Here is a 13606-nt window from a genome sequence, read left to right on the forward strand (position 1 = left end):
CATGCCGACACTGATGGACAACATACCCCACGAGCTGCGAGAACTGCAACGCTGGGTATGCGCGAACGCCGACTCGAAGCGGCCTATGAGGTGCTTCGAAGGCAAGGCGGCATCGGTGAGCAAGCCAAACACCTGGGGAGATTACGACGAGGCCGCCGACGCGGTAAGGCAGGGCATCTACGAGTACGCGGGGTTCGTGTTCGACGGTGACGGGTACGTCGGCATCGACATCGACTGCGCCTTCGACGGCGACGGGATGCCGACTGACGAGGCGTTGGCGGCCGTCATGGCCTGCGCGAGCTACACGGAGCTCAGCAAGAGCGGCAAGGGGTTTCACATCATCTGCAAGGGCGAGCTTCCCTTCAAGGGCAGGAACAACCGCAATGGATGGGAGATCTACCGCGAGGGCAGGTACTTCGTCCTCACGGGCAGAACCGTCATGTTCTCGGAGATAGCCGAGGCGCAGGCTGGCATCGAGCTGGTGCTCGACGAGCACTTCTCCGACGTCGAGCGCAGCGGCGGCGAAGGCCGGCGCAACAAGATCTGGAAGCCGTCGTGGGCCGTTGACGAGGCAACGGGCCGCATGTCCGTATCGTACGAGGAGGTCTCGCAGGGCAGCCGGCACCTGGCGCTCGTCAGCCTGTGCGGACACTTGCACAGCTGCGGCGCGCACAAGTCGGCCGTCTACAGCTCGGCCCTCGCGGCGAACGATCAGTACATGCGGCCCCCGATCCCCGAGGCGGAGGTTCGGCAAGTGGTCGACTCGGTGACGAGGTACAGGAGGTAGCCCATGAAGGCTGAAGACTTGCTCTCGCCTTGCGATGACCTGGTTACGACGACGAGGAACGCGACGAGGCTCAGCAGGCTCTCGGAGAGCATTGTGGCGGCGTTCCTCAGATACGGGGCAGCCAAGGCGACGGTTCACCACGAACGCACCGAATACGACCTGGGGACGCTCTACCAAGGACTTCGAAACGTCTGCAAGAAAAGCGAGTTCAAGGGACTCGTGATAGTTCGCAAGCAGCAGGAGCGACTGATCCTGCTGAAGGCGCGGCAGAGACCGCATGAAAGGAATCCAAGATGAGAGACATGCAAAACGGGCGCATTAACGTCAACTACTACCCTCCGAGCGCGAGCGGCGGGCGCTCGGCGCAGGTCGAGATAATAGCTGACGTGGAAGGCGAGAAGTTCGAGAAGGTGAATGCAGCGATAAAGGCGCGAGGCGCATGCGGCGAATTGACCGCGATGCGCGTGCTCAGCATTCTCGCAGACAACACGGCGCGAGTCAGCAAGGCCATCGGCAACGACCAGGCGACCATTCTGTTCTGGGATGACGGCGAGAAGACCGTGGTGAAGTGCCGCGAGTGCGGCGACGGCAGATGCCTGTTTGACAAGGACATGAGAGAACGCCTTGAACGCCGCAAAAGCGACGCGGACTCGAATGCGAGCACGGACGAGGATCGAGAAGAGCTCGTCGACTTACTAAGGCGCAGCCTGTTCTGCGATCTGCACTTCGACTCGGAAAAGGCCGTCATGGCGGCCATGCTAAAGCGCCTCTACCCGAACTTCCAAGACGTGCTGCGCGCCATCGCAGGTGATGAGGATGAATAGGCCCTTCGTGTTCAACTTCCCCCCGACGAAGTTCAAGGTAGGGGTTGACGGGATGACCCGCAGAGGTCAGGCAGACCAGATCGCCCAGGAGGCCGCAGAGGTGTTCTCCGCAGCAGAGAGCGGTAACACGGCCACGTACATCATGGAGCTGCTTGACTGCGTGCACGCCTGCGAGACGGCGCTTCGAGAGTTCTCGCCATACACGCCGGGAGCGTATCGCGACGATGTGATCAAGAAAAACTACCAGCGAGGCTACTACGGCGATAGCGTCGACGACTGCTACTTCGAGGAACCAGACGACGTCTTTCATCCCAGCCACTACCCAGAGGGAACCATGGATCGCATCGAGAAGATAGTCGAGGGCCTGCCCGCGAGGGAAGCCGCGAACCTGTACGCGTTGCTGAAGTACGCGATCCGCGCTGGTGGCAAGGGCTCCGTCGACAAGGACATAGCCAAGGCGAACAACTACGCGCACAGGCTCGTGTACGGCGAGTGGAGGTGGCAGCATGAGCAAGAGGCATAAGATCGAGGTCTTCGAGAGCATCGGCGTCCTGCCCTCCGTCTCCGTGTCCCTCTACCATGACAGGAACAAGCTGTCTCGCGACCTGCGAGAGCGACGCATAGAGAAAGACCTCTTGGTCAACTGTCATGCTCAGACCTTCGGCGCCGACTACGGCAAGGGCTTGGTCTACTTCGTCCTGATGGAAGAGCGCCAGAATCACCCGCTGTGGCAGCAGCTGTCACTGCTCGCACACGAGGCCAGCCACATCGCTTGCAGGTATTTCGAGAGCATCGGCGAATCCGAGCCCGCCGAGGAGGAGCGCGCGTACGTGACGCAAGCAGTCGCGGGATGCCTCTTCGACGCTCACCTGCAATGGCTTGGCAAGCACAGCTCGGAGACGCCGCGATGAGGTACATCAGCTTGTTCAGCGGCATTGAGGCTGCGTCGGTGGCCTGGATGCCGCTCGGCTGGGAACCGGTGGCGCTCTCGGAAATAGACCCGTTTCCCTGTGCGGTTCTCGCCGAGAGGATGCCGTCGGTGCCGAACCTTGGGGATATGACGAAAGTAGATTGGAGTGAGTACCATGGAGCAGCAGATCTCGTCATCGGCGGATCTCCCTGCCAGTCGTTCAGCGTCGCTGGACTTCGCAAGGGCCTTGCTGACCCTAGAGGAAACCTCATGCTCGAATACCTCAGAGCTTGTAGCGAAATTGATCCCGAATGGATCATATGGGAAAACGTCCCGGGAGTTCTATCCGCTGATGGAAGGAGGGCTTTCCAGACCTTCCTCGAGGCGGTGGTTGAACTGTGGCCTCGCGGCGGTGTCTGTTGGCGGATCATTGACGCTCAGTTCTGCGGAGTACCCCAACGACGCCGTCGCGTGTTCGTTGTCATCAATACTAGAGACTGGCGAAGATCTGCTGCGGTATTGCTTGAGCCCGACTGCCTGCAAGGGAATAATCCGTCGAGCCGAAAAAAGAGGGAAGAGCTTGCCGCCCGTGCTGGACGCGGCGCTGCGGGCGGTGGTTGCTTCGGATTCAGCTACAAGTCAAGCCCTGGGGCCGGGAGCATAGGATACGACCGCGAGATAGCGCCGTCTCTGCTGGCAGCGCGAAACGATGCCGCCTGTGTTCAACGCACGTGCACGCAATTCGGCGAGGAGATCGCCGGCACTTTGACGGCACGTGCCGACTCGTCGCCGTGCGCCGACAGGGGCATGAATGTAATCTGCATGCAAGAGACGGTGAGCGACTTCGTGTCCTGTGTCGACCACACTCCTCCGATCAAGGCATCGCAGGCAGGGTCACCGCAGATCATCTGCTTGTCTGACACGCAGGCAAACACAGCGGCTGAAGATGACATGTGCGGCACCCTTTCGGCTCATTCAGCAAAGGACGCACCTGTAATAGCATCCAACGGCGAAGGCTTTGTGGGAGCCTTGTGTGCCAGGGACTTCAAAGGAGTCGGATCGCAGTTTGTTCACGAGGGCAAGGTCTTAGCTGTCAAATCCGAATCGCATTACATCGTGCGTCGCCTCACCCCACTCGAGTGCGAGCGCCTGCAAGGCTTTCCTGACAGCTGGACGCGAGTGCCGTACAAAGGCAAGATCGCCGATGAGTGTCCAGACGCGCCGCGATACAAGGCGCTCGGCAACTCGATGGCTGTCCCCGTGATCCGATGGATTGGCGAACGAATTGAGATGGTCGAAGACCTAATTGTTGACTTAATGCTAGAAGGGGCGTATCGCCCACTGAGGAGAGAGAAATGCTGAATATCGACTTGCTGGTGATCTGCATCACCATCGTCATCTGCGTCATGCTCGCGGCGTCTGTGGCCTTGAGGGCCATCGACAAGAAGGCTGAGGCGAGTGCTAAGCCGCCCTCGCTTCTGGAAGCACTGGCTCGTATCGTAGGCTCGCCCGACGAGACCGAGAGCGGTGATGACCGATGAGCGCAGAGACGCTGTCCTGCGTGTTCTCAGGGCTGGCGGCGCTCATCTGGGCTGGTCTCGGCGCCGTCGTCGTGCTCGCCGTCTGGGCTCTGCGAGAGCGCAAGCGCCAGAAGCACGAGCCGACCTGCGCAGCATACGCCGAGCTTTTGGGAAAGCCCTGCTGGATGAAGCGCAGCCGCAAGGCGAAGCGGTACGTGAAGTACCGGATCGTCGCCGTGAGCCACAAGGGATCCATCAACATTCGCGAGTGGGACGACGACAGCGGCAAGGGAGCGTTCTGGGTCAACAAGGACTGCGTCTCTGGACGCGTCAAGTTCTCTGAGCCGAACGCACTCCTGTCTACCGCAGAAGCATTGGCGGAAGTGCTGTCCGAGTAAGCGAGGCAGAAATAGCAGAAACGAGCTGGCGCGACATCGCGCCTTATAGATAGAGCGGAGAGGCAATGAAAGCATCAGAGTTCAAGGTCAGGTACGACAGCAACGGAAAGATCGACGAACTTGAGGAGTTTCTGGACACCGAGGAAGGCCGTGTGAGTCTCAAGGCGCTCGACGCGCATTGGGCTGAGGTGATGGCCCTCGCCGAGCGCTACGGCTTCATCACGCAAGCCTACGGAGGAGTCGCCACGCTTGCGACACACGAAGTCGTCAAACGCAAGCTCGGCACGACGAAAGAGGTGAAAAGGCTGCGCATGTGCAACACGGAGATGGTGCGAGTATGAGCAACATGATCAGGGTGATTGCCACGAAGGACGTTCCAAGGGACTGCTCTACGTGTCTGTACGGACGCACGGGAGGCTGCGCGAACGCAGACCGTCGCAAGGACTGGCTGCGATACGCGCTGTTCCGCGGGTGCCCGAGCTATTGGCTCGACCATAACCGCTTCGAGAGAGCGAGGTGACGAACGATGATCACCGACGACAAGCAGTTTCCCGATACTGCTGAAGAGCTGCTGGCAGAGTGCGAGGCGTTGTCGGACAAGTACGACTTGTACGACCTCGGGCGACCGAGGAACGGCAAGTGGCGACACGATCAGCGACCCGACGGCACCGAGGTCGGTGCCGGCGAATATCAGTACGGCGTCGCCATGATACCCGCCCAGTGGGTCATCCACGTGTTGGGAAAGCGAGAAGAACAATGATTGCACTCGAATCGTGCCCGTTCTGCGGCGGGGAGGCGCGGCTCCTGGAGGCCGCGCCGGAGGACAACGAGCATCTCCCGTTTCGCCATTTCACCGTCTATTGCCGCGGGTGCAAGACGATGATCGGAACGGTTATGCATAACCAGACTGACTTCTTCGATACGCCGCAAGAGGCTATAAGCGCATGGAATCGCCGAGCCGAGCGCACGTGCAGAAAAGTGCCTGGACGCATGAAGTATGGGGAGAGGCGCCCGAAGTGCTCAGAGTGCGGCTACAGCCTCGGCGACGAGAGATGGGCATACTGCCCAAAATGCGGCAGCAAGGTGGTGGAGGGATGATAGAGCTTAGGCCGTGCCCGTTCTGCGGGAATGTTGGCGATCCGCAACTCATCCATGCGGGCGTGAACATGTGGTATGTCAAGTGCTGCAACTGCGGCACTTGCTGTGGAGGCGCGCAGTTGAGCGCGGAGATGGCCGTCGACAAATGGAACCACCGAGCCGAGCGCACGTGCAAGAACCTCGACACGGTTCCAGAAGATAGAGACTATTTCTACCCCGCCCAGCATTTCGAATGCAGCGAATGCGGGCACAGGCACGTGAGTATGTCTTACGTCTTCTACTGTCCGTCCTGCGGCGCAAAGGTGGTGGATGACGATGATTAAAAAGACATGCGGGACATGCTATTACAGCATCCCGCGCAAGTACGGCCATTGGGTCAGCAACGACCTGATCTGTCTGTTGCAAGCAGTGTCAACCCACAGCGACAGGTGCGACGCGGCGGCGTGCGGATGGGGCTTGTACGGCACTGATGGAGGCCCTAACGGATGGAGGCCGAAGGAGGCCGAAGACGAAGTCCTCAAAGCCGAGCGAACATGCATGCCCATTGCGTGTGTAGAGGGTGCTAACAACGGTGCGTATAAGTTGTACGTTATGAACTGCTCGGAATGCGGTGAGTTTTTATCTGGGAGCTGTGACGAAGCTGTCACGTTGAGAGCATTGCCGAATTACTGCCCTAACTGCGGAGCTAAGGTGGTCGACCTATGAGCGGATACGTGTTCGACGGCCGCAGGTTCGCCGACCTCGACGACATCTACCTGGCAGGCATCAAGGCAGGGAGGGCGTCCGTAGAGCGCGGGGACGTGCGCACCTGCTCCTTTACGGTCGAGGTATGCCGCAGCGAGATGGAGGAGCGGGCAAAGTGCGGCCAGGGCGAGTTCGTGCCGCAGGACTTCCCGCTCGCATGGACGTGCTCGGCCTGCGCCCAGCAGTACAAGCCCGCCAGCAGGCGGCCGCCGTGGTTCGACTACTGCCCCAGGTGCGGGTGCAGGATAGTCAAGAAGGAGGGCGAGGAATGATCATAAGAATCCTCGAAAAATATGAGCTGCGCCCCATGGACGCGCACAACTGGCAGCTGTGGAGGCTGGCGAAGGACAAGGACGGAAACCCGAAGTGGCAGCCGATGGGCAGGTACTACCAGAGCCTGTCGCAAGTCCTCAAGAGCGTCTACGAGCGTGAGCTGAGGGTAGCTGAGGGAACCTACGACCTGCCCCGCGCGATCAAGCAGGCGCAGGCCGTGGAGAGGCGGCTGCTGGCCGCTGTCGAGAAGGAGGTCTTGAAATGAATGGCGAGCCGATCGACGTTCTGGACTCTGACGGCGTGCCGATCAAGGTCGGGGACACAGTTTGGCACATCGGACACGACGGCAGGTACACCGTAGAGGCCCCTACCGCACCTGAGGGTTACGTGAGCATCAAGTTGATGAACTGCGATACAGGCGTGATGGGGTGGTACGACCCGCAAAGGCTCACCCACCGCGAGCGTTACACGCAGGAAGCTGACGCGCATGAGAAAATCAACGCGGACGCGCTAAAGTGTACGGACGACTACTGGGAATGCTTCAATGAAAGTTGCAGCAAATGCCCTAGCAAAGTCGATGGCAAGACTCCGGCAGAACGTTACGGTGTGAAAGGATGTAGCGCGGCCATGAGGCTCGACCTGCTGCGCCGCCAGCGCGACCTGTGCCTAAGAGAGGCGCGTGATGCGGAATGAGCGAGCACTACCGCAAGCGCGGCGGAGACGCGGGGTGCGCGGGCTGCGTCCCCCTCGTCGTCGCGCTGATCTTCGCGTTCCTGTCCTCGGCCTACGTCGTGATCAGCTTCGCGTGCTTCCTGGCGAAGCTCGCGGCGTCGCTATGACGAGAGGAGGCTACCTGCAATGGAGGAGACCATCACGACGCCGCGCGTCGGATCGAAGGGAGGACGCAGCATATGAGGTGGAGCACCGCTGATTACGAGCTGTCCGACGGGTCGACCGTGCGCGGCGCCACGGCGGCGGCCATGCGCTCGCTCGACGCGCTCGACCCGCTGTCGCCCGACAGGCCCGTCGAGTACGCAGACGGCAACACCCGCGAGGAGCTGCTGAACTACCTGGGAGACCTGAGGTGGTGCGAGAGCATCGGCAGGTGCGTCGTGCGCGGCGACCGGGACATGTTCGAGCTGAGGGACGAGGGCTACCTGCACTGCGCCGTCGAGGACTTCCTCACGGCGCGGCTGCTCTGGGCGCAAGACCAGCTCAAGCGCCACCCCGACGAGAGGAAGCGCATCGGGGGCTACGTCAGCTTCGCAAGGCGCCAGGACAGCGCGGCGTGCACCAGGAGCATGCGCTGCTCGGTGAAGGAGCGCCTGCGCATCGACGTTTCCGAGCTCGACACGTCCCCAGAGCACCTCGGAACTGAGCACGGCGTCATGTCGCTCGCCACAGGAGAGCTGCCCGCCGACAGGGCCGACTGGCTCAGCGGCATGAACGGCGTCGACGAGGGCTACGACACGCTCGCGTTCAAGGTCACCAAGCGCGTCAGGGGCGAGCTCGACAGCACGTTCAGGCACATCGACCACAGCTACGACGAGAGGTGGGACGGCTTCGTTGACGAGATAACCGACGGCGACGAGGACAAGGCCGCGTTCCTGCAGCGGGCGCTCGGCTACTCGCTCTACGGCGGGAACCCGGAGAAGGCCACGTTCGTGCTCTGGGGAGCCAAGCGCGACAACGGCAAGTCGACTCTCATGAACGTCGTCAAGCACGTGCTCGGCGACTACGCGGGCAGCGCCAGCTCGGGGCTCCTGCTCGTCAACAGGTTCGAGAACTACACGGCGGCGAACCCCGTGCTCGCGGGGCTCGTCGGCAAGAGGCTCGTGGACGTGTCCGAGCCCCCGCTCGGCGCCGAGCTGAACGGGGCGATGGTGAAGAAGCTCGCGAGCGGCACCGACGAGATCAGCACCCGCCACCTGCACCGCGAGGAGTTCAGCTACGTGCCCCAGTTCACGGTCTGGATGCACTGCAACGCGCTACCCGTCGTGCGAGACCCCAGCGCCATCGACCCGCGCCACATGTTCGTGATCGAGTTCACGCGCAGCTTCACGGCGGAGGAGCGAGACCTCACGCTGGCCGACAGGTTCAAGTCGCCGGACGGCATGTACACCGTGCTGACGTGGATGCTCGAAGGCTACCAAATGTACCTAGAGGAGGGGCTGAACCCTCCCGAGTGCGTCGTGCGGGCCACCGAGGCGTGGCTGAGCGTGTCGAAGTCGTGGCTGCAATCGTTCCTCGACGAGCGCTGCGACCTGGGCAGCGACCGGAAGTGCCCGGTGAGCGAGTTCAAGGAGGCGGCGAGGGCTTACTGTGAGGCGCAGGGCGAGACGTTCATGCTGAGGAACATGAGAAACGCCCTCGAATCGGCGGGGATCTCGTCAGGAAGGGCCAGCGACGGCTCCCGGGTGTACAAGGGCGTGGCGCTGCTGCCAGCGGCAAAACCTAGCTCGAAAACGTCGGAAAGCGCCGTGAGATTTGGCAGAAACGTCGCAGGCAAGCCGACGATAAGGCTGACATAGCGACAAAACATGACATTTCTTGCAAAAGCAAGTCTCTTTGCAGAGCAAAATGTCATCTTTGTGAACTGGTAAAACATAGTATTTATGACAAATTGACATTTACTAATTATACGTACATGTGAGAAATAAGAATAAAAGCGTATTAAAAATAAAAATATAGAAAGTGTCATTTTGTCAGCTTCGACTTTCGGAGGTGAGGACGATGGCGTTGATCGGAATCGTCGGCGGGAGGGGCGGCGCACATGGGCGGTAAGGGAAGCGGGCGCTCGCCTAGAAGCCATGCGAACCTGCCCAAGGACGACAGGAACCCTGCCGTGGCGACGCGGATGGAGAACGTAGACCCGGGCGTGAACTCAAGGATAATGAGGTTCGGCAAGAGGCTCATGGCGTTCGAGGAGCCGGCATGGGACGACGAGGACGCGCTGATGCGGAGGTTCTACGACTATCTGGATCTGTGTGACGAGTTCGGGATCAGGCCCATGGTGAACTCCATGGCCCAGGCGTTCGGCATGAACAGGCAGGCGCTCTGGGGCGTCTGCACGGGCAGCGAGCACTACAGGAAATGGAAGGGAGTAACCCCGGCGTGCGTAAACGTGCTCAAAAAAGCTTACGACTTTTTGCAGACTTCCTGGGAGATTTACCTAACCGAGGAGAAGGGAAACCCCGTCAAGTGGTTCTTCCTGGCGAAGAACTACTTCGGCTACGAGGATCAGACCGTGCGCGTCCAGCGCGTCGAGGTCAACCAGACCAGCCTGCCGAGCCCGGAGGAGGTCGCGGCGAAGTACGCGCGCCAGCTCGGAAGGCAGCCTGAGGTCATCGAGATAGAGGGCGCTGAGGTGGCGACTCTGCCGCCGGCCCAGGACGACTGAGGCCCTGCGACTCTCGCGACTTTCCGACTTCCTGGATCCTTCTCGGAGCCTTCCGACTTTCGCGACTTTTCGACTTTGGGATCAGAACGCATGGGAACGAAGCCCCTGGCGCGATGCGCCGGGGGCTTTTCTCGTTTGCGGGTCTTGCGCGTTGGCGGGAGCGCGAGCTGCGCAGCCCCAAGGCGTGCGGGGCGCTCAAGTGCCGGGGAAAGAGCGCTCGAAGTGTTTTCCGAGGGCTGTCACGTCAGCGGGGCACGACGGGAAGTCATAGAATCGCATATGAGGTGTTTGCACTCGCGCACAAGGCGCTATTTCTCTCCGAGTAGTACCCCAAGCCATAAACAGAGTAAACGGGCTTCTGACGGGCCTATGAGCAGGCTTTGCGAGCAAAAGAAAACACCCGGGCGCTGGTGCGCGTCAGGCGTTCAGGTAAAAGAAAAGCCCCGCGCGCGGGGCTTTTCTTTTATTGCATGTCTAGGAGTTTTGCGAGTATGACGAGCGGCGTCACAAGAACGCAAATGATGAGATTTAGAAGTAACACAGTTAGTGCCTCCCTTCTCCGAACCAGTGTGCTTTCACGAAGGCTTGCGCCATTCGCCCTACTTCCACAAGATACGTTTTCCAAACCTCGTAATCATCAATTTTGTATTCGCCTATTCTGTGGTCGCACGTCGCACGCTTCCAGGTTTCGCGGTATTTCGTATAGCCGGCGGAAAAGAAGAGCTCCCGAACGTCGTTATAATAAACGAGCATATTTCCGTACTGTGCCAAATTATAGTCGGGTTCATATGGAAACGCGTTGATATAACGACGCACTTCCGCTATTCCCAGCTTTTCGAGGTCTTGCCAGATGTCATTACGCACAGCGTTCAGTGCTTGTGAGTTACTTAGCTTCGGAGCAGTCAATTTAAACACCTTCTATCTATGCGAAGTAGGACGGTGTAAACGTGCTGGGCCTGTGGCCGTACCATTCCGGATACGGCGGATCCATCAAGTCGAAGTTTGCAACGAGCGCGGAAACGTCGCACCACAAGCGCAGATCATCGTTTGCGTTCTCGTTGATCCACTCGGTAAACTCAGCCTTGCGCTTTGCGGTCATGCGCGCATAGTTGCGCTCTTCCATAAAGCGCCGCCTTTCCCGTTTGCAGCAGTTCGCCGCCTGCTCGTGAGCGATCTTCTTGCAGACGGTTTGAAACGTGTACCGCTCCCACGTGCGATTGTAATAGTTGCAAGTGGCTTCAATCTGCCCCAATACATCATCGTCAATGATGCATGCCGCGTCGTGAGCAAAACCGTTTCGAGTTTTGCGTGAATCACAAACAAATTGGATTCTGTGGCCGTTGCTCTCGTAGCTGAAAACCTTCATTTTGCTGTATCCTTTCAAGTGGTGGTTTTCCATCAAGCCCCGCGAACGCTGCAACCGCTCGCGGGGCGCTTTGCTTTTAGGCAGTTTTGGCGGCTTGGATCGCGGCCGCCTCGATGAACGCGGTTCGAGCTTCGCGCACCTCGCACATGATCGAATCTTGGGCGAGGGCTTGCGCTAGGGCCGGGATGCGTTCCCGGATGCCCTCGGCCTGGGCGCGGTCGAGCGCGCAGACCTCAACGCGCGTACTGCTTTCCGCTTCGCCCCGCCACATGCCGAAGCACGGAATAGCCGTATATGCCTCGATCCCCAGAAAAGCGCTTACGTTATCGCAAACGCTTTTCGTCGTGTGCGTGGGCGTGCCCTTTACGTTGTGCCCGATGGTCAAATATACGTTGTACTGCATTGTCAGCCCCTTTCTAGGCGATATATAAGGCTTTAACCTTATATAAGGCATGATATAAGGCTATAGCCTTATTGTAAATACCTCAAAGGTGAAAAATATAAGGTCACGGCCTTATGCTATTTACCGTGTGTTTTGGGTGTGCCCTATTTGAACAACGCTATATTTACCCTGCGCCCCGGTTTGTGCTCGTTGTTTGTATAGTCGGTGCGTCGCGCTGCTTTTGCTGGGAAGATTCTCATATGCTTGATCGCGGGCGGTCGTGCGAGCCCCGGGCAGTAAATAAGGAGTGCGGAAAAGGGGTAGGTAAGTGCTCCGACTAGCCGAGAAAAATAAAAATTTCGTTTGACAGGCCGTAGCCTTATAAGGTATAAACCTTATATCGAAAGGAGTCCAGATGAAGTTCGTAGAAGCGCTCTCGTCCATCATGCAGAGCAAGAATGTCACCAAGGCGGAGCTCGCCCGCCGCAGGGGCGTCAAGCCCCAGTCGGTCAACACGATGTTCTCGACCCAGAAGAAGGTGTCGGTCGAGCTCGCCGTCGAGATGGCGCGCGTGCTCGACTACAGGATCGTGCTCATGCCGTGCGACAAGAAGATGCCGGCAGGCTCGTTCGAAATCGAGGGGTAGGGTGACCTGAGATGACGGTCTACGGCTACGTCAGGGTGTCGACCAGAGAGCAAAACGAGGAGCGGCAGCTTCGGAAGATGAGGGAGCTCGGCGTCTCCGAGGGCAACCTGTACGTCGACAAGGCGTCGGGCAAGAACCTCGACCGCGAGGCTTACGACGCGCTCATGTCCGTCGTGTCGGAGGGCGACGTGGTGCTCGTCGACTCACTCGACCGCCTCGGGCGCAACTACTTCGACATCGTCGAGGAGTGGAGGCGGCTGACGCGCGAGGAGGGCGTCGGCATCAGGTGCCTCGACCTGGACTTCTTCGACTCGGCCAAGTTCCGCGAGATGGGATCCCTGGGAATCTGCGTCGAGGACATGCTGCTGTCCCTGCTCGCCTACGTCGCGCAGACTGAGCGCGACAAGAACCGCCAGCGCCAAGCGGAGGGCATAGCCATCGCGAAGGAGCAGGGCAAGTACAAGGGCAGGTCGAAGGCCGTGCACGACGCGGCTGTCGTCGCAGAGGCGGAGCGCGCGCTGCGCGAGGGCGGCAAGGCCGCCGCGGCCAGGGTGCTGGGCGTAGGTCGCGGCACCGTGTACAACATGATCGAGGACGGGAGGCTGCGAGCATGACACCGTACTTCGAGTCGATGGCGCGGCAGAAGAGGATCTGCCCGAGCTGCCTGGTGCATCTGCTCAGGTTTGAGCCCACGCCGCTCAACCAGGACGCGGCCGTGTGGCGCTGCGACGGCTGCGGGTGGTTCCAGACCGTCTTGGCCCCGAAGCCGGCGGAGGCGCCGCGCCGTGCGCGTATAATCAAGGCTGACTTCGGAAGGGGGCGACCGTGAACTACAGGCTGTTCGTCAAGAGATGGCTCGGCGCGACGGCTCTCTTGCTCGGGTTCGTCGCCTTGGCGCAGGATGTCGGCGCGCCCGGGTTGGCGCTCTTCGCGCTGACGGTCGTCTTGGCGGCGCTGCTCTTCCGCAGGACGCGCAAGGACGACGAGTGGATGCGGAGGTACCGGAGGGGCGAGCTGCCGGGCCAGCTTCTCGCCGGAGCTGTCTCCGACGCCGCTCCGGCTGAGACGAGCAAGAGTCGCAAAGCTGCCTCGTGCAAGGTGGCGCTCGTCGTGGCGACGGTGCTCCATGTGCTCGCCGCGCCGTTCCTGATCTTGAGGGACTTGCTGAAGATGCAGAAGTAGCTCGAAAAAGGGGAATCTGAAAACGGAGAGGTTCTGCCGTGCAAACGGTGGAACCTTTCTTGTTTTCGGAGGTCTT

Annotated in this window: 25 protein-coding genes; 22 read left to right on the plus strand and 3 right to left on the minus strand. The window is 60.0% G+C overall.

Going from position 1 to position 13606, the window contains the following annotated elements; translation table 11 throughout:
- The first annotated feature begins 1 nt into the window (after position 1).
- The 18 genes from G7Y49_RS01770 (at position 2) to G7Y49_RS01855 (ending at position 9954) form a co-directional block, all read left to right on the plus strand.
- The gene (locus G7Y49_RS01770) at positions 2 to 787 is read left to right on the plus strand and encodes a primase C-terminal domain-containing protein (RefSeq protein WP_165170631.1); all 786 of its coding nucleotides are present in this window, start codon (positions 2 to 4) and stop codon (positions 785 to 787) included.
- 3 nt (positions 788 to 790) lie between these two features.
- Complete coding sequence (locus tag G7Y49_RS01775) at positions 791 to 1084, plus strand: hypothetical protein (protein WP_165170633.1); 294 nt, start codon at positions 791 to 793, stop codon at positions 1082 to 1084.
- Positions 1081 to 1611, plus strand: a complete 531-nt coding sequence (locus tag G7Y49_RS01780) for a hypothetical protein (RefSeq protein ID WP_165170635.1) — start codon at positions 1081 to 1083, stop codon at positions 1609 to 1611. The genes G7Y49_RS01775 and G7Y49_RS01780 overlap by 4 nt, the downstream gene beginning before the upstream one ends.
- A 52-nt stretch (positions 1612 to 1663) precedes the next feature.
- Positions 1664 to 2134 carry a DUF3310 domain-containing protein gene (locus G7Y49_RS01785; RefSeq protein WP_165170637.1) on the plus strand — a complete coding sequence of 157 codons (471 nt, stop codon included), beginning with the start codon at positions 1664 to 1666 and terminating at the stop codon, positions 2132 to 2134.
- Complete coding sequence (locus G7Y49_RS01790; protein WP_165170639.1) at positions 2118 to 2522, plus strand: hypothetical protein; 405 nt, start codon at positions 2118 to 2120, stop codon at positions 2520 to 2522. Before G7Y49_RS01785 ends, G7Y49_RS01790 begins: the two co-directional genes overlap by 17 nt.
- Positions 2519 to 3883, plus strand: a complete 1365-nt coding sequence (locus tag G7Y49_RS01795) for a DNA cytosine methyltransferase (RefSeq protein WP_165170641.1) — start codon at positions 2519 to 2521, stop codon at positions 3881 to 3883. Before G7Y49_RS01790 ends, G7Y49_RS01795 begins: the two co-directional genes overlap by 4 nt.
- On the plus strand, positions 3877 to 4062 hold the full coding sequence (locus G7Y49_RS01800) for a hypothetical protein (protein ID WP_165170643.1): 186 nt from the start codon (positions 3877 to 3879) through the stop codon (positions 4060 to 4062). The genes G7Y49_RS01795 and G7Y49_RS01800 overlap by 7 nt, the downstream gene beginning before the upstream one ends.
- The gene (locus G7Y49_RS01805) at positions 4059 to 4439 is read left to right on the plus strand and encodes a hypothetical protein (protein WP_165170645.1); all 381 of its coding nucleotides are present in this window, start codon (positions 4059 to 4061) and stop codon (positions 4437 to 4439) included. Before G7Y49_RS01800 ends, G7Y49_RS01805 begins: the two co-directional genes overlap by 4 nt.
- A 65-nt stretch (positions 4440 to 4504) precedes the next feature.
- Positions 4505 to 4780 carry a hypothetical protein gene (locus G7Y49_RS01810; RefSeq protein WP_165170647.1) on the plus strand — a complete coding sequence of 92 codons (276 nt, stop codon included), beginning with the start codon at positions 4505 to 4507 and terminating at the stop codon, positions 4778 to 4780.
- 185 nt (positions 4781 to 4965) lie between these two features.
- Entirely contained in the window at positions 4966 to 5199 is a 234-nt protein-coding gene (locus G7Y49_RS01815; protein WP_165170649.1) for a hypothetical protein, read from the plus strand.
- Positions 5196 to 5537: a Lar family restriction alleviation protein gene (locus G7Y49_RS12465; RefSeq protein WP_165170651.1), complete on the plus strand. Its 342-nt coding sequence runs from the start codon at positions 5196 to 5198 to the stop codon at positions 5535 to 5537. Before G7Y49_RS01815 ends, G7Y49_RS12465 begins: the two co-directional genes overlap by 4 nt.
- Entirely contained in the window at positions 5534 to 5860 is a 327-nt protein-coding gene (locus G7Y49_RS12470) for a Lar family restriction alleviation protein (protein WP_370519560.1), read from the plus strand. The genes G7Y49_RS12465 and G7Y49_RS12470 overlap by 4 nt, the downstream gene beginning before the upstream one ends.
- Positions 5861 to 6238: 378 nt before the next feature.
- A complete protein-coding gene (locus tag G7Y49_RS01830) occupies positions 6239 to 6553 on the plus strand; it encodes a hypothetical protein (RefSeq protein ID WP_165170653.1) in 315 nt (104 codons plus the stop codon).
- Positions 6550 to 6819 (plus strand): hypothetical protein, encoded by a 270-nt coding sequence (locus G7Y49_RS01835; RefSeq protein ID WP_165170655.1) that lies wholly within the window; start codon positions 6550 to 6552, stop codon positions 6817 to 6819. The genes G7Y49_RS01830 and G7Y49_RS01835 overlap by 4 nt, the downstream gene beginning before the upstream one ends.
- A complete protein-coding gene (locus G7Y49_RS01840; protein WP_165170657.1) occupies positions 6816 to 7247 on the plus strand; it encodes a hypothetical protein in 432 nt (143 codons plus the stop codon). The genes G7Y49_RS01835 and G7Y49_RS01840 overlap by 4 nt, the downstream gene beginning before the upstream one ends.
- Positions 7244 to 7393, plus strand: a complete 150-nt coding sequence (locus G7Y49_RS01845; RefSeq protein WP_165170659.1) for a hypothetical protein — start codon at positions 7244 to 7246, stop codon at positions 7391 to 7393. The genes G7Y49_RS01840 and G7Y49_RS01845 overlap by 4 nt, the downstream gene beginning before the upstream one ends.
- Before the next feature lie 72 nt (positions 7394 to 7465).
- Entirely contained in the window at positions 7466 to 9085 is a 1620-nt protein-coding gene (locus G7Y49_RS01850; RefSeq protein WP_165170661.1) for a phage/plasmid primase, P4 family, read from the plus strand.
- A gap of 242 nt (positions 9086 to 9327) precedes the next feature.
- Entirely contained in the window at positions 9328 to 9954 is a 627-nt protein-coding gene (locus G7Y49_RS01855) for a hypothetical protein (RefSeq protein WP_165170663.1), read from the plus strand.
- Positions 9955 to 10497: 543 nt separating this feature from the next.
- Here G7Y49_RS01855 and G7Y49_RS01860 read toward each other — a convergent pair.
- The 3 genes from G7Y49_RS01860 to G7Y49_RS01870 form a co-directional block, all read right to left on the minus strand.
- Complete coding sequence (locus G7Y49_RS01860) at positions 10498 to 10860, minus strand: hypothetical protein (RefSeq protein WP_165170665.1); 363 nt, start codon at positions 10858 to 10860, stop codon at positions 10498 to 10500.
- Between the two features lie 16 nt (positions 10861 to 10876).
- Positions 10877 to 11320 (minus strand): hypothetical protein, encoded by a 444-nt coding sequence (locus G7Y49_RS01865; protein WP_165170667.1) that lies wholly within the window; start codon positions 11318 to 11320, stop codon positions 10877 to 10879.
- A gap of 76 nt (positions 11321 to 11396) precedes the next feature.
- The gene (locus tag G7Y49_RS01870) at positions 11397 to 11723 is read right to left on the minus strand and encodes a hypothetical protein (RefSeq protein WP_165170669.1); all 327 of its coding nucleotides are present in this window, start codon (positions 11721 to 11723) and stop codon (positions 11397 to 11399) included.
- Positions 11724 to 12117: 394 nt separating this feature from the next.
- Between G7Y49_RS01870 and G7Y49_RS01875 the strand changes: the two genes are divergently transcribed.
- The 4 genes from G7Y49_RS01875 to G7Y49_RS01890 are packed head-to-tail and all read left to right on the plus strand — an operon-like array spanning position 12118 to position 13530.
- Positions 12118 to 12348, plus strand: a complete 231-nt coding sequence (locus G7Y49_RS01875) for a helix-turn-helix transcriptional regulator (RefSeq protein WP_165170671.1) — start codon at positions 12118 to 12120, stop codon at positions 12346 to 12348.
- Between the two features lie 11 nt (positions 12349 to 12359).
- Positions 12360 to 12962, plus strand: a complete 603-nt coding sequence (locus tag G7Y49_RS01880) for a recombinase family protein (RefSeq protein WP_165170673.1) — start codon at positions 12360 to 12362, stop codon at positions 12960 to 12962.
- Positions 12959 to 13177 carry a hypothetical protein gene (locus G7Y49_RS01885; protein ID WP_165170675.1) on the plus strand — a complete coding sequence of 73 codons (219 nt, stop codon included), beginning with the start codon at positions 12959 to 12961 and terminating at the stop codon, positions 13175 to 13177. The genes G7Y49_RS01880 and G7Y49_RS01885 overlap by 4 nt, the downstream gene beginning before the upstream one ends.
- Positions 13174 to 13530 carry a hypothetical protein gene (locus tag G7Y49_RS01890; RefSeq protein ID WP_165170677.1) on the plus strand — a complete coding sequence of 119 codons (357 nt, stop codon included), beginning with the start codon at positions 13174 to 13176 and terminating at the stop codon, positions 13528 to 13530. The genes G7Y49_RS01885 and G7Y49_RS01890 overlap by 4 nt, the downstream gene beginning before the upstream one ends.
- The last annotated feature ends 76 nt before the right edge of the window (positions 13531 to 13606 follow it).

The organism is Adlercreutzia sp. ZJ242 (assembly GCF_011038995.1).
In the GTDB taxonomy this organism is placed as follows: Bacteria; Actinomycetota; Coriobacteriia; order Coriobacteriales; family Eggerthellaceae; genus CAAEEV01.